The organism is Desulfovibrio sp. (assembly GCA_016208105.1).
Lineage (GTDB): Bacteria > Desulfobacterota > Desulfovibrionia > Desulfovibrionales > Desulfovibrionaceae > Fundidesulfovibrio.
On record JACQYS010000019.1, the window covers coordinates 267,134 to 281,284 of the forward strand.

General features: G+C 58.5%; 13 protein-coding genes. 8 read left to right on the forward strand and 5 right to left on the reverse strand.

From position 1 onward, the window contains the following. Positions 1–22: 22 nt before the first annotated feature. The 3 genes from HY795_11100 to HY795_11110 are packed head-to-tail and all read right to left on the reverse strand — an operon-like array spanning position 23 to position 3,148. Positions 23–514, reverse strand: a complete 492-nt coding sequence (locus tag HY795_11100; GenBank protein ID MBI4805769.1) for a hypothetical protein — start codon at positions 512–514, stop codon at positions 23–25. Positions 515–517: 3 nt separating this feature from the next. After that, entirely contained in the window at positions 518–1,057 is a 540-nt protein-coding gene (locus tag HY795_11105; protein ID MBI4805770.1) for a hypothetical protein, read from the reverse strand. Then, positions 1,058–3,148: a hypothetical protein gene (locus tag HY795_11110; GenBank protein ID MBI4805771.1), complete on the reverse strand. Its 2,091-nt coding sequence runs from the start codon at positions 3,146–3,148 to the stop codon at positions 1,058–1,060. A gap of 436 nt (positions 3,149–3,584) precedes the next feature. Here HY795_11110 and HY795_11115 point away from each other — a divergent pair, with 436 nt between their 5' ends. The 4 genes from HY795_11115 (at position 3,585) to HY795_11130 (ending at position 8,089) form a co-directional block, all read left to right on the forward strand. Then, complete coding sequence (locus HY795_11115; protein MBI4805772.1) at positions 3,585–4,664, forward strand: type IV pilus twitching motility protein PilT; 1,080 nt, start codon at positions 3,585–3,587, stop codon at positions 4,662–4,664. 114 nt (positions 4,665–4,778) lie between these two features. Next, positions 4,779–5,963: a PilT/PilU family type 4a pilus ATPase gene (locus HY795_11120; protein ID MBI4805773.1), complete on the forward strand. Its 1,185-nt coding sequence runs from the start codon at positions 4,779–4,781 to the stop codon at positions 5,961–5,963. Beyond that, a complete protein-coding gene (locus HY795_11125) occupies positions 5,960–6,397 on the forward strand; it encodes a hypothetical protein (GenBank protein MBI4805774.1) in 438 nt (145 codons plus the stop codon). The genes HY795_11120 and HY795_11125 overlap by 4 nt, the downstream gene beginning before the upstream one ends. Before the next feature lie 126 nt (positions 6,398–6,523). Continuing rightward, complete coding sequence (locus HY795_11130) at positions 6,524–8,089, forward strand: ATP-binding protein (protein ID MBI4805775.1); 1,566 nt, start codon at positions 6,524–6,526, stop codon at positions 8,087–8,089. Between the two features lie 17 nt (positions 8,090–8,106). Here the strand turns inward: HY795_11130 and tadA are convergent, their stop codons facing one another. Beyond that, positions 8,107–9,795 (reverse strand): Flp pilus assembly complex ATPase component TadA, encoded by a 1,689-nt coding sequence (tadA, locus tag HY795_11135; protein MBI4805776.1) that lies wholly within the window; start codon positions 9,793–9,795, stop codon positions 8,107–8,109. Positions 9,796–9,946: 151 nt separating this feature from the next. Here tadA and HY795_11140 point away from each other — a divergent pair, with 151 nt between their 5' ends. From HY795_11140 to HY795_11155, 4 genes are read left to right on the forward strand one after another with little or no spacing between them, the layout of a single operon-like run. Further along, positions 9,947–11,209: an HDOD domain-containing protein gene (locus HY795_11140; GenBank protein ID MBI4805777.1), complete on the forward strand. Its 1,263-nt coding sequence runs from the start codon at positions 9,947–9,949 to the stop codon at positions 11,207–11,209. Between the two features lie 20 nt (positions 11,210–11,229). Beyond that, a complete protein-coding gene (locus HY795_11145; GenBank protein ID MBI4805778.1) occupies positions 11,230–11,580 on the forward strand; it encodes a hypothetical protein in 351 nt (116 codons plus the stop codon). Positions 11,581–11,626: 46 nt separating this feature from the next. After that, the gene (locus HY795_11150) at positions 11,627–12,802 is read left to right on the forward strand and encodes a GNAT family N-acetyltransferase (GenBank protein MBI4805779.1); all 1,176 of its coding nucleotides are present in this window, start codon (positions 11,627–11,629) and stop codon (positions 12,800–12,802) included. Next, on the forward strand, positions 12,799–13,644 hold the full coding sequence (locus HY795_11155) for a tetratricopeptide repeat protein (protein ID MBI4805780.1): 846 nt from the start codon (positions 12,799–12,801) through the stop codon (positions 13,642–13,644). The genes HY795_11150 and HY795_11155 overlap by 4 nt, the downstream gene beginning before the upstream one ends. 106 nt (positions 13,645–13,750) lie before the next feature. On the opposite strand, the gene HY795_11160 is transcribed toward HY795_11155, so the two are convergent. Further along, positions 13,751–14,140, reverse strand: coding sequence for a 4Fe-4S binding protein (locus tag HY795_11160; GenBank protein MBI4805781.1), 390 nt, complete (start codon positions 14,138–14,140; stop codon positions 13,751–13,753). Positions 14,141–14,151 lie beyond the last annotated feature (11 nt).

Consider the following 14,151-nt stretch of genomic DNA (forward strand, 5'->3'; position numbering starts at 1 on the left):
TTGGCGCGGCTGTCCACGCCCCCTACCGTCCGGTGAAGAAACTCGGGTCCTGGTAGGGAATGCGCACCTTGTTTTTGCGCACAACGCCCTGAAGCACCACTGCTTCAGGCGTAATCTCGCCAACCTCGAATCCACCGCTCTCGAGCTGCTCGCCCACCTGGTATTCACGGCCATTGATTACGGCCAGACTGCGGTCGCCGATGCGGATGAACCCGGTAAAATGAAATTTGTCACGGTCCACTTGCGCTTCAGGGTCGGGAGGTTTCGGCCCCAGGGGGTCACGCGGCCAGGCGTCCTGGGCATTGGTGACCGCATGTATTTCGCGGGGCGTAAGCTTCACCCTTTCCAAAGCTTGGAGCTGAGATTCCGCGGCCTTTCTTGAATCGGCCAACTTTTGTGGAGTCATCTCGGGAGAACGGGGAGCCGAGGACGGCCAAAGCAGATACACGACCGACGCCAGTATGGCCGCACCCATTCCGCCGAGCAGGATCCGTTCTCGCTTGGATATTTCCATATCCTACTCCGCGGCCACCCACACCGTGAGGGTGTAGTCCCTCGGCCCGTTGCCGGGTGCAACCCGAAGGGTTTCGATGTTCTCGAAACTGGCCATCATGGCCAATTCGCCAAGGAATGCCCTGAACTGCTCCAGCGAACCTCGTACGTGAATGTTCACTGCGAGCGATTTGGAACCCTTGCCAAGCGTGCTCGGGTCTGGGACTACTGATTGGGCTTCCAGCCCGGTTTTCACGATCAATTGCGCCATCGAATCCGTGAGTTCTGAAACGTCTTTCTGCCCGAGGCTTTGTCTCTCTGGAAGTTTAGGCGCCTTTACCCCTCCCGCCTGGGCGATTCCCAGCATTTTCATATAGATGGGGTGCAGTGCGCTTTGTTCCTCGATACGGTACTTCACCTGCTCGATCTGGCTGTCCTGCTCCAACAGGTGTTTCTGCATGGGGATGATGCCCAGAAGCACAAACAGTACGACCACTCCGGACCCGATAAGCAGATACAGCGCAGTCCTGGGGGGAAGATTGCTCAATAAATTTCTGGCGGACATCTATCGCCTCACCTGGCAGGAAAGGGTGAACCTAAGAACATCCTCCCCTGCAGCGGTCATTTCCACTGAACGCTTGCTCACCGAGGGCTCGCCCAAAAGAGGAGAGGTACGAAGCTGCACCAGGTAAGCCGACAGCAGCGACTCGAGTATTTGGCTGTCTCCCTTGACGTACCCCTCCAGAGTGAGCGTATCCATGGCTTCACGACCCTTTCCGGCCGGGCGCGGCCCTGGTTTCCCTTGGGTTTCCTGGGTCGTCTGAGGCTGCTCCTCCGGCGTGCCCAGATCCATGGAGATACTGAACAATTTGACATTCTCCGGTGTGAGGCCTGTTATGTCGCGCAGCACTGCGGCCGGCCTGCTCCGGTTGGCGAAACGACGCATGTTGTCTACCGCTTGGCGCACTTTGGAACCGGTGCTTAAAAGCAGGGGCATGTCCACTAAAGGTTGATACTCCCTGAGCCTTCCTTCTAAAACGCTGAGTTCTTGCTTTTTGACGTAGGATTGCGTCTGTTGCCAGATGAAAAAGCCAAGAATCACGACAGCCACGCCAAGCCAGCTGAGTGCCACCACCCGGTTGAGACTCTCGACCCGGTCTTCCTCCTCCTTCTGTTTGTAGGTGTGGAGGAGGTTGCAGGCAGACCTTTCCGCCCCGGTGAGCCCTAGAACTAGACCGTAGGGCTGCCGTTCCGCCAAAGAAAGGAACGGGGCTGCAATTTGAAGCCTTCCAAGGTTGTCCGGAGACAACGGGTCAAGCAGCCTGCAAGGCAGGCCGAGTTTCCCGCTCAGGTAATCAAGCATCCCTGGATCGCCGCCCAGGGGGCCGCTCAGGGTAAGGCTCCCTACCTGCTCGTTTCCCAAGGTGACCGCGTGGTGGGAAAAGGTCATCTGCACTTGCCGCAGCAGGCGCTCCCAGGCTGGCTTGAGCATCTCCAGCACGTCAGCGGTCGTGAAATTCCTGCCGGGGTGGCCCTCGGGGAGGGACTGTGGCCCGTCGGCAAAGTTTTCAATCAAAGCCAGCGACTCCTCCACACTAAGACCTGCGGGTTTTGCTTCGGCCACATCGGGCTTAGATGCCATAGACTCGATCTCTATTGGGATGGCTGAGGAAAAAACCGCCTCCTCGGGCACCACGGCAATCGACTCTCCGGACACAGGTTCCGATCCGACAATTGCTGGATGCGGAGTGAATTCCTTGGACGCTTCGGCCAAGGACTGAGCCATGGCCGAAAGCCCCCCCTTGAGCACCCGAACAATCTGGAGGTTTCCTCCGCTGAAAATTTCGATTCGTGAAAACTCGCCGCCAAGATGCAGGCAGGCTTGGGTTTTTTCGCCGTCCTCAACCCAGCCACCCCGCAAAAGGTTGCGCATTGAGACGGAAGGCAGCGTGATCCCGGCAAGCGGATAACCCGCCTGAAGAAAGAGATTCCTTAATTTCTCGAATTCTTCCCGCTTCACCGTATAGGCTAGCACGGAAAGGCGCGGAGCCCCCTTCTCAATCACTTCGCCCTGGAGCTCGTAGTCGAAAACCACCTCCGCGTCATCGAAGGAGGCCTCTTTCTTGGCGGTCCAGTAAATGGCGTTGGACAGCTGTTTCTTGTTGGTCTTGGGAACTTGCAGGAAGCGCAGATCAGCGGTTTCAGCAGGAACAACCGCCCAGACATCGGCATCGGCCTTGCCAAGAAAATCCTTCAAGGCCAGGCGAAGAACAAGGGAGAGTTCCGGGGCGTCCGGGCCTTGTTCTGGAATTGAAATGGTTTTGAATTCAAGTGCCCGGGAGCGCCCGGACCCCGAAGTGAGCTTGACCATGCGGATGACCCCGCCAGCAAGCTCCACCCCAAGGTGCACATTCTTGGAACTGCCTCCCGCGCCCGGGCCAGCCTTCAAAGAAAGTCCAAAATTCCACTTTCTTTTGGGCGCCAAGGGTTGTGGTGCGGGAGTTTCCACCCCGCCGCCCTTCTTCCCCGAACCCCTGATCATATCCAGGAGCTTATCGGTGGACGATGCTTTGGGAGACGTGTCCACTGCCGAATTCTCCAACCTGTGCTGCACGTTGTTGGAAAACAACGATGGCGATTTGCAGAGAAAAGTCAAGCGCTATCCCTGAGACGCAACACAAATTTCAATGCATTGTCATCGTGTCCAGGGTTTTCTCGCGTTGTCAAAAGCACTCAAACAGCAACCGGACCGCACCTTTCCCTCCTCATACTTACAACGCATATGCATGCCCCTCCAGGGAGCATCTTCATCACGTTTCCCAGGGATATGCTTTAGCCCACAGCGAAAAAATGATCTAAAACATCCGCGATGATCGCTACTGAAGATTCATCTCCAGAGAAACCCATCGGGCAAACAGCTCTTCCCTGAACTTGGACAGAAACACCTTCAACGCAAGAGTCTTCGAAGACAATTACAAAATAGCAATGTGTGGAACAGCCAAACAATCTTTACGGATCATACGCAATGACCCCATTGGACTGCCGGGCATGATGATGTATATGCTTGAAAGAGAAACCCCAGGGGAGAGCACATGGCCCAGATCGACGCCTTTTTCTCCATGATGCACGAACTCGGCGCATCCGACCTGCACCTGTCCAGTGGTTCCCAGCCAATTATCCGCCTGCATGGCGCGCTGCAGCGGGTAAAGTTCAAGGTTCTCGAGCACGAGGAGCTCAAAAAGCTCCTGTACGAGATTACGCCCGAGCCCAAAATCAAGGAATTCGAGGAAACCGGCGATGTGGACTTCGCCTACGCGGTGCCCGGGATCTCCCGCTACCGCGTGAATTTCTATTTGCAGAGCCGGGGGGTCGCAGCCGCTTTCCGCACCATCCCGGAGAAGATACTGTCTCTTGAAGACCTAGGCCTGCCCCCCATCCTCCAGGAATTCTGCAAGCTCCCCAAAGGACTGGTGTTGGTTACAGGCCCCACCGGTTCGGGCAAATCCACCACGCTGGCGGCCATGATCGACTACATCAACACCCAGCGCCAGGAACACATCCTCACCATCGAGGACCCCATTGAATTTTTACACCAGCCCAAGAACTGCCTCATCAACCAGCGAGAAGTCGGGCGCGACACCAAGAGCTTCAACTCCGCCCTGAGAGGGGCTCTGCGCGAAGACCCGGACGTTATTCTGGTCGGCGAAATGCGTGACCTGGAAACCATCCGGTTGGCCCTGGAAGCGGCCGAGACCGGCCACTTGGTGTTCTCAACACTTCACACCATAAGCGCCGCCAAAACCGTGGACCGCATCATCGAGGTGTTTCCTGGCGACCAGCAGGAGCAGATTCGCTCAGCCCTGTCGGAATCGCTTCGAGGCATCGTGGCGCAGACGCTTTTTAAACGCGCGGACAAACCCGGCCGCGTGGCTGCCCTGGAAATACTTGTGGCCCTGCCGTCTGTGCGCAACCTCATTCGCGAAAGGCGAACCTTCCAGATCAACTCCGTGATCGAGACTGGCAAGAACCAGGGGATGCAAACCCTGGACGACACCATCATGGAACTCTACGATGCTCGAAAAATCACAGCCGAGGACGCATACAACAAGGCCATCCAAAAGGCTCGATTCAAGGATCTTCTGCCGCAGCCTCCGACAGGCATGGACGACTAGGACTGGCTGAACGGCAGGAACCCGTACCGAACGGAAAGAGAACTACTCACCTCTGCCCAAGCCAGCGGATACGGCTTGTTTTGTCCATGACCGCCTAAACGTGGAGATCCCGAGATGCTCAGATCGCACTTCGACCATCTGATCGGCCTGGCTCTAACCCAGGCGCCATCGCTTTCCGACGTGCTCTTCACCGTGGACAAGAAGGTCCAGGCCGAGCAGCACGGTCAGCTGACCGATCTCGATCTGCCGCTTGGTCCCTTGGTGGCCAGGCAGACCGAGGCCATGGCCCAAGTGCTCATGGGCCGGGGCGTCCGCCTCTATCGGGACCTCATGACCCGGGGTTCCTGCGACCTCTCCTACGAGCACCCGTCCAAGATCCGTTTCCGCGTCAACATCTTCTGGCAAAGAGGGTCACTGGCCTTGGTGCTCAGGCAGCTCTCCTCCATGGCCCCAACCATGGCCCAGCTCGGCCTGCCCGGCCAGTTTGGCGAAATGGCAAAAGAGAAGTTCGGCCTCATCCTTGTTACCGGCGCAACCGGAACCGGCAAGTCCACATCATTGGCCGCGCTCATCGATGAAATAAACGAGAAGAACGCGGTGCACATTGTCACCCTGGAAGACCCCGTGGAATTCGTACACCCCCACAAGCGGGGCACGGTGAACCAGCGTGAACTGGGCCAGGACTTCGACTCCTTCGCCTCCGGGCTGCGCGCGGCCCTTCGCCAGGCCCCCAAGGTTATCCTGGTGGGCGAAATGCGCGACCGTGAGACTGTGGAAACCGCCCTGCAGGCCGCCGAAACCGGCCACCTGGTCCTTGGCACCTTGCACACCTCGGACACCGGCCAGACCATCAACCGCATCATCGGCATGTTCGAGACCAGCGAAGAGCAGCTCATCCGTCAGCGCCTTGGTGCCAGCCTCAAATACGTTGTGTCCCAGAGGCTCATGCAGAAGGTGGGCGGCGGACGGGTCGCGGCCTTTGAAATTCTCAAAAACAACCTCCAGATCCGCGAGATCATCCAGACCGGTGAATCAGGAGAAAAGACCTATTACGGATCGGTTGAGTCCGGCTCCACCTACGGAATGTTCACCTTCGACCAGTACCTCCTGGCGCTTTACGAAAAGGGTCTCATCGAGCGGGACACCGCCCTGACCAACGCAACCGACCGGGCCAAACTGACCTTGGCCATCGACCAGGTCCGCCTTTCCCGGGGCGAGAAAGTCTCTGACTTGGGCGAACTCAAACTTGATATGGATTACAATAAAACAAGCAAGGACGATGAGGAGGATGGGCTATGAGCGAGGTGCAACCGGCTATTGAGCCTGAGCTTATCCCCTACGGTATGAAAGCGGCGCTTGTGTGCCTTGAAGACGGACCCTGGCGCGACGGTGCAAAAGCCTATTTCACCCAGCAAGGCTACTACCTCATGGATGAACCCGACTCGGCCGTAGCGGCGGCCAAGCTCAAGCTCAATTCCCTGGATGTGGTTGTGGCTGGTGAAGCCAAGACCGAGGCTCTTGGGGAAATGAACTCCCGCCCGGGCCTTAGGCGCCGGGAGACGACGCTTTTCGTCGTGGGCGCACAGCCCAGCATGGATGCGTGGGCCGCGTTCCAGTCCGGGGCGGACTGGGTCTTGAACACAGCCGACGCCAGCCGTTGCGCCGAGCTTCTCACTGAGGCCCTCAAACGCCAGGAAGCCCAAAGGGAACCCTGGAAGCTGGCGCAGGAATAAGGGATCACTCCTCCCACAATGATGTGGCTTCCTCTGCGGGACACGCCAGACAGGTGAGGGCGGCTTGCGCATGAGAAGCCGGGCGGGTATGTTTCCGAAGCCCCACATCCCCCACCGGAAGGTACCGTGCAGCCTCCCCGCGCTCTTCTCCTTTTTGCCATCATACTGGTCGCCCTGGCAGGGGGGCTCGCCTCCCTCGAATACGGCCGTTTGACCAGAGGCTTCTACTCCCAGGTTGTCTCATCCGAAGGCCGCGGCGTCAGAGAAAGACTCAATATCCAGCTCTCCCCGCCCCTGGCCGCTCAGAACCTCACTGGCAAGCTGCTTGCGCAAGCCAGCCAAACGTTAGCTCCAAATGACGCCAAGACGCTCATTCTTTCAGTCCTGGCAGACGAACAGAGCCTAAGCGCGGTCACCCTTTCGGACGCGCAAGGCATTTCAGCCATGGCCATACGGCTTCAGGACGGCTTTCTTCTCTTTCTTGGCTCTGGAGCTGATGGCTCCGAGGGGAAATGGCAGCGTCTTGATTCCGGGATGCGGCCCCAAGGGAGCGCCGACATCCCCACGATCTCCCTGGACGCCTTCAGTTCTCTCATCACCCGTTTGGTCAAAGGCCATCTTGGTGCCTGGCCCATCTGGACCGACACCCATCCTCTGCCCGGCAGAAGCGCCGCATCCATCTCAAGCATCGCAACTGCCGGCCCTGCGGGTGACGTTTACAGAACCCTGACCATAAGCTTCGGCCTGGACACCATCTGGAAGGTCCTCGCCGCTGACCAGCCCAGGAGCGCCCGTATTCTCCTGTTCTCCCAGGAAGGCTTTATTGTCGGCCCGGGCGCGAGCGAAGAGAACGAAGTTTACTCAGGCAGCAAGGACCCGTTGTTCATCCCCTGGGAAAAGGCCACCGACCCGGTTCGGACTCAGGCAATGAACGCCTGGCGGGAAAAAGGCAGACCTTTAGCGGAAACATTCAGCTTCACGGCCGCCGGCAAGACGTGGTGGGCCTCCCTCCAACCCTTGGCCGAGGAAGGCGGAAAGACTTATGTTGGCCTGGCCCTCTCCCAGGAGGAACTTCTTGGCCTGCTGCTCGAAGGGCGCAAGGCTCCGGTACTGATCGGGAGTGGACTTATAGTAGCCCTGCTGCTGCTCGTGGTGCTTGTCGTCCAGTCTAGACGGAAGTCCCGCTCCTTGGCGGCGTCCTTTTTCGAAACCGAACAGGAGATTCGCCAGCTCCTGGATAAAGGGGAAGGCGAGAAGCTGGAATTCAAGTCCACCTTGCGCTTCAACCTTGCCGCGGGAAAGCCTGGGAAAGAAATAGAACTGGCCGTACTGAAGACCCTTACCGCGTTCATGAACACGGACGGCGGCGTTCTGGCGGTGGGAGTGGACGACCAGGGCCGAGCCATGGGCCTTGATGCCGACGGATTCGAAAATGACGACCATGCCTTGCGCCACTTCAGCTCCCTGTTCGCGCAGCACATCGGGGTGGAGTTCTTAAGCTTCGCCACCTTCGCCATCCGTCCTATCGAGGGGTGCAAAATCCTCTTGGTGGAGTGCCGCAAATCCAAAGAGCCGGTTATCCTGAAGAGTGGCAAGGACGAGGAATTTTACGTGCGGGCCGGTCCGTCCAGCCGCAAACTGAACCTTTCGGAATTCATGCGCAGGGTGACGCGAAAAGACGCAGGGGAGTAAAGCCGGGGTGGATGAGGCTACAGGAATGCGATGCTCGCGGCCTCTTCAATGGTGGTGAGCCCGGCCACGACTTTGGAGAGCGCGTCCATCTTGAGCGTGGAAAAATTACCGGCCTCCACAGCGGCCTGCTCGATCTCCCGGGCTGAGGCCTGGCGCAGGATGAGGTCCTGCACCAAATCGTCCACGTAGAGCACCTCGTAGACTCCCACGCGCCCGGCGTAGCCCAGGCCGTTGCAATCCGGGCAGCCCTTGCCGCGCATGAACACCACATCCTTCAGGTGCTGCATCTCGAAAACCGACACCAGTTCCTTGGGAGGGGTGTAGGGCTCCTTGCACTTTGGGCAGATGCGCCGCACCAGCCTCTGCCCGATCACCACCGCCAGGGTCGAGGCCACCAGGAAGGGCTCAATACCCATTTCCATGAGCCTGGTCAGGGCCTGGCAGGCGGAGTTCGTGTGCACAGTGGAGAGCACCTGGTGGCCGGTGAGCGCGGACTGCACGGCAATTCCCGCAGTCTCGCCGTCGCGGATTTCGCCCACCATGATGATGTCCGGGTCCTGACGCAGGATGGCTCGCAGGCCGGAGGCGAAGGTCATGCCTGCCCGGATATTGAGCTGCACCTGCCGGATGGTCTCGATGCGGTATTCAACGGGGTCTTCCAGGGTGATGATGTTCACCCCGGGTTGATCCAATTGCCTAAGAACAGCGTAGAGGAGCGTGGTCTTGCCTGACCCGGTGGGCCCGGTGGCCAGGATCATGCCGAACGGGCGGTCCATGCCCTTTTGCAGCTTGCGCCTGTCTTCGTCGCTCACGCCGAGTTCGTCCATGTTGCTGCCCCGGGAGGAACGCATGAGAAGACGCAGCACCAAATTTTCCCCGTGGATGGTGGGCAGGGTGGAGGCGCGCACGTTTATCTCCTTGCCGTCGAGCACGAAGGAAAAACGTCCGTCCTGGGGGATGCGCGTGATGGTTATGTCCATGTTTGCCAGGAGCTTGAGCCTGGAGAGCACCGTAAGGAACACCGACTTGGGCGGCGTGGGAAATTCGCGGAGCTCCCCGTCGATGCGGTAACGCATCTGGATGGTGTTCTTCATGGGGGAAAGATGGATGTCCGAGGCGCGCTCCCTGACGGCCTGGGCCAGAATCTGGTTCACCAGACGAACCACCGGGGCTTCCTGGACCGCGCTCTGGAGCGCCCCGGCCAGGTCTATGCCTTCTTCGGCCTCGTCCCCGGACTGTACCGAGAGCTCGTCGATGATTCCCAGCATGTCGCCAAGGTGGGACTGCACGCCGTACTGCCCGGCCATGAGCTCCTCGAGCTCGGCCTTGGTACAGAATACCGGCTCCACCTCCAGCATGGCCACACGTTCTACCTGGTCCAGGCGGTTGATGCTTTCCGGATCTGCGGTGGCAACATAGAGCACGCTGCGTTCAACCTTGATGGGCACAAGGTTGAACTTGCGGGCCATGTCCTCGGGCAGGGTATCCTTGAGGGATTTGTCCAGGACGTACTTTTCCGGGGAAAACTTGTCGATCTTGAGTTCGCGGCTGATGAAGTCGATGAGCTCGTTCTCGTTGAGCCGACCCTGATGCATGAGATACTCGACGATCTTCCAGCCGGACTTTCGCTGAATCTGACGGACCTGATCCACCTCTCCCTTGGTGACCAGTCCGGAATCGACGAGTTTCTCGTGAAGCGCCTTCATCTAAAATCCCCGGAATACCTTTATAAGAGGAATCCTAACTCGCTTGGCCCCGCGTGTCCATGATGCCCTCTGGCGGCATGCAAAATGGACACGCGGGAAAAGGTGGGTTAGGAACGCAAAAGCCAGGGCAACACCATAAGGAAGACCACCGATGTCAATGGATGCCGGAAGCCAATTTTACGTAGACACTTTTTTCGCCAGACAGCCCGTCTTCGACAGCAAGAAGAACGTCTATGGCTACGAACTTCTCTATCGCAAGAGTCCCTTGGACAGGTCCGCAAACTTCTCGGACAAGGATCTGGCGACTCTCACGGTGATATCAAGCGCCCTGCTTTCGTCTCCGGAAGCGGACCAAGCCGGCAAGAAGATTTTCATCCACTTCTCCCGCATGTCTATCACATCCCAGGTTCTCGAGACATTGGCCCCGAAGACCACCGTGGTTGAGATCGAACCCGTGGTCGAGCTGGAGCCCGAATATGAAGACGCCCTGACAAAAGCCAAGGACAAGGGCTACACCCTGGCCATCAGCCACTTCGTGCAGGGGCAATGCGCCAAACGCTTGGTTGAACTGGCCGACATCGTGTTCGTGGACTTCCTGGACAAAAACGAAGCGGAACTCAAAGCGACAATCAAGGAGTTGGAGGGATGCGAGTGTTTGCTCGCAGCCAAGCGGCTGGAGGACGACGCGCAGTTCCAGATGGCCCTGAAGCTTGGTTTCAACCTCTTTCAAGGGTTCTTCTTTGAGAAACCCGTGATCGTTCCCGGACGCAAGCTCCCATCAAACAAGATCACCCGTTTGAACATTTACCGGGGCCTGGAAAAGGGCGATATGGACCTGGAGGAGCTCACCCGCAACATCGAGTCCGACGTTGCCATAAGCTTCAGACTGCTCACCTTCATCAATTCCCTTGCATTCGGGCTGCGTTACAAGGTCAGCTCCATCAGGCACGCCATCCTCATGCTCGGTTGGCACCAGATCAAGAGCTGGCTCTGGCTTGTGGTCCTCTCGGACATGATGCCAGCGGACAAGACCTCCGAGCTGCCCTATCTGTCTTCCATCAGGGCCAAGTTCTTGGAACGCACCGCAGTCAACCACGGACTGAGCGACGTTGTTCCCGAAACACTGTTCCTCATGGGGCTCTTTTCCCTGCTCGAGCCCATGTTGGACACTCCCATGCGGGAGCTCGTGGAATCCCTGCCCTTGGAGGACGACGTCAAGGCCGCCCTGTCGGGCGAGGATAACGATTACAGCCACTGGCTGGACGTGGCCAAATGCTTCGAATCGGGTGACTGGGGCAAATTGGACGAACTCACTCGCTCCCTTGGGCTCGATTCCATCAAAGTGGCCAGTTCTTACTGCGAAGCCCTCAACTGGGCCAAAGAACTGTATGAACAACCCACTGGCGAAGCCTAAATCTCAAACGGAGGAAATGAATGCGTAGAACTTTCGCCATCCTGATTCTGGTCCTTGCCCTGGCTTCCCAGGCCTTTGCCGCCGAGAAGCGCATTCTGTTCATCAACTCCGCCGACCAGCAGATCAAACGCATCCATCTGGCCCCGGCCGGAAGCGGGAAATGGGGCCCCAACATTCTCGACAAGTGGAAGCTCAAGCCCGGAAAGAAGGTCAACATCCCCGTTCCCCACGATGAAGGCGACTGCAAGTGGGACCTCAAATACGTGGTCCGCCAAAAGATGGCCTACACCATAAAGGATGTGGACATCTGCAAGGCCGTGGAGATCAATCTTTTCCTCAAGAACGGGGAGGCATGGGCCAACGTCAAGTAAGCATTCGAGCGCGGCCGGGGCGAAGAACGCCCCGGCCGCTATCCCCATGACCCAACCATCCGCTACGCTCACCATCTCCTTCGTTTCCTCCATGCACCAGCTTAACCAGGAGGAATGGAACTTACTCGCCGGGAACTCTAGACCCTTTATGCGCTGGGAATGGCTCGCCCTGTTGGAGGATTCCGGTGCGGTATGCCCTAAGACCGGTTGGCTGCCAGCCCACTGCGCCGTACACAATGGGGAGAAACTGATCGCTGCGGCGCCCCTCTATCTGAAAGGCCACGGCAGGGGCGAATTCGTCTACGACCAGATGTGGGCCGAGGTGGCCGAACGTCTGCAGCGTCCCTACTACCCGAAGCTGATCGCGGTCAGTCCGTTCACCCCCGTGGCGGACTACTCCTTCCTCACCCACCCAGGAATTTCCCGCCGCGCCCTGTCTCCTGTCATGCTTGAGTCCATGGCTCGTCTTGCCGAGGCCAACGATCTTTCCAGCCACCATGTCTTGTTCGCCGAGCCTTCCTTTGCTGAGGAACTGGAGGCGGCGGGGTTCATGGCCTGGGAGCACCAGGGGTTCATGTGGATGAATCAGGGTTTTTGCAGCTTCGAGGATTTTCTGGGAGAATTCAGGGCCGGACAGCGCAAGAACATACGTCGCGAACGCAGATTGCTGCGTGACTCGGGGGTCCGCGTGGAGGTCGTGCAAGGGGCGGACATACCAGACTCCTGGTTTGGCCTCATGTACAGGTATTACGAAGATACCAACGACAAATTCGGGGAATGGGGGTGCAAGTATCTGCCTCAAACTTTTTTCGAAGGCCTAGCGGACGGATTCCGGGAACGGCTGGCCTTTTGCGCGGCCTTCATACCGGGCACCGCAGATCCCGTGGGCCTGGCCCTTCTGGTTCACGGCGCTGACAAGCTCTACGGACGCTACTGGGGCGCGTCCGAGGACATACCCTTTCTTCATTTCGAACTGTGCTATTATACTCCCATAGAATGGGCCATCGCCAACCGCTTGAGCTACTTCGATCCTGGCATGGGCGGAGAACACAAACCCCGCAGAGGCTTTTGCTCCCGCGTAACCCGCAGCATGCACCGTTTCCGGGACCCGGTCATGACCGGGGTGTTCTCCCGCAACATTCCACAATTGAACGCCATGACCCAGGACTACATAGAGGGGCTCGATTCCCTCTCCGCCTTCAAAAGGACATGCCGTTCATGACACAGGCCATAGCCATCTCCCTGCTTGCCTTTCTCTTCGTTTCAGCCTCCCCTGCCCGCGCCGAACAGGACGAGATGAACCTGCTGTTCACGGCCCAGGAATGGCAGGCCAAGGGTAATCTCGAAGCCGCCAGGCGCGCCGTTCAGGAGACCCTGGGCCTGGATCCCCAGAACGCTTTCGCGCGGGTCCGCCTGGCCCAGATCGACGCCGCTTCAGGCCAGCTTGAGAAAGCCCTGGGAGAACTGGGCGAGGTACTCCGGCTTGATCCGGGCAATCTGCTGGCCCTCCTCTGGAAAGGGCACATCCTCCTTACTGGAGGGAAACTCGCTGACGCCGAGGCCTCCTATCGTCACGTTTTGAAACTGGACCCGCCAAATGGATGGGCCAACCTGGGAGTTGCGGCCTGTCTGTTGGCCCAGAACAATACCGCCCAGGCGGTCGCCTTCCTCTCCAAGGCCCAATCCCTTGCCGGGGAAGACTCCGACCTGCACCTGGCCTTGGGGGACACCTTCTCCCGGATGGGTTTGCCTGCCAACGCCCGCATGGAACTGGAACGATCCCTGGAGCTCAACCCCAGAGGGGTGCGCGCCTTGGTTCTGGCGGGCGAAGTCTACCTTAAAATGGGGTTTTCAGGACTGGCATTGAACGCCTGGCGGCAGGCCCTGGCCTTGGACCCTGCTTGCGAACAGGCCCGGTTCGATCTTTTGTTTGAACTGGGGCGCCAGGCCGAGCGGGACTTGGCCCAAGGCCGCAAGGAGGAAGCTGTTCGCGGCTGGAGGATCATGCTGAGCTATGATCCACGAAATCCCGAAGCACTCAGCTCGCTGAAGTCTCTTAAATAAGTCCCGTAGACGCTCCGCACCGCTTCCCGCTGAATTCCGCCTCTTTCAACAAAAACGCCGGCCCGGATGATCCGGGCCGGCGCGTTAGTGCGTGCAGGTGCCAAGCTTAGCCTGCGGGCTTTTCGTCCTTGGCGGCTTTGGCCTTCTTCTCCTTGGGCTCCTTGGGCTTGCCCTTGTAGAAGATGACGTCCTTTTCATACGCGGGCGGCTTGGTGACGTTGCTCATGGTCATGCACTGGGTGGGGCAGGCCTCCACGCAGTTTGAGCAGTACACGCAGGCGAAGGAATCGCAGGTCCAGGTGCGGCCCTTGATGTCCACCTCGATGCACTGGCTAGGGCACTTCTTGGCACAGGTGCCGCAGAAGATGCACTCGTCCACGTCGATATCCAGGGTGCCCCGGAACCGCTCGAACGTCTCGCGTTTGGCGAAGGGATAGAGCCTGGTGGAGGATTTCCCCATCAGGTTTTGCAGTACGTTTTTAGTCATCTCGAACATGCGGCGGCTCC

What these genes read in the sequence shown, in the direction of transcription:
- HY795_11100 (MBI4805769.1), bottom strand. Translation starts at nt 514, where the DNA reads ATGGAAATATCCAAGCGAGAACGGATCCTGCTCGGCGGAATGGGTGCG.
- HY795_11105 (MBI4805770.1), bottom strand. Translation starts at nt 1,057, where the DNA reads ATGTCCGCCAGAAATTTATTGAGCAATCTTCCCCCCAGGACTGCGCTG.
- HY795_11115 (MBI4805772.1), top strand. Translation starts at nt 3,585, where the DNA reads ATGGCCCAGATCGACGCCTTTTTCTCCATGATGCACGAACTCGGCGCA.
- HY795_11120 (MBI4805773.1), top strand. Translation starts at nt 4,779, where the DNA reads ATGCTCAGATCGCACTTCGACCATCTGATCGGCCTGGCTCTAACCCAG.
- HY795_11125 (MBI4805774.1), top strand. Translation starts at nt 5,960, where the DNA reads ATGAGCGAGGTGCAACCGGCTATTGAGCCTGAGCTTATCCCCTACGGT.
- tadA (MBI4805776.1), bottom strand. Translation starts at nt 9,795, where the DNA reads ATGAAGGCGCTTCACGAGAAACTCGTCGATTCCGGACTGGTCACCAAG.
- HY795_11140 (MBI4805777.1), top strand. Translation starts at nt 9,947, where the DNA reads ATGTCAATGGATGCCGGAAGCCAATTTTACGTAGACACTTTTTTCGCC.
- HY795_11145 (MBI4805778.1), top strand. Translation starts at nt 11,230, where the DNA reads ATGCGTAGAACTTTCGCCATCCTGATTCTGGTCCTTGCCCTGGCTTCC.
- HY795_11150 (MBI4805779.1), top strand. Translation starts at nt 11,627, where the DNA reads ATGACCCAACCATCCGCTACGCTCACCATCTCCTTCGTTTCCTCCATG.
- HY795_11155 (MBI4805780.1), top strand. Translation starts at nt 12,799, where the DNA reads ATGACACAGGCCATAGCCATCTCCCTGCTTGCCTTTCTCTTCGTTTCA.
- HY795_11160 (MBI4805781.1), bottom strand. Translation starts at nt 14,140, where the DNA reads ATGTTCGAGATGACTAAAAACGTACTGCAAAACCTGATGGGGAAATCC.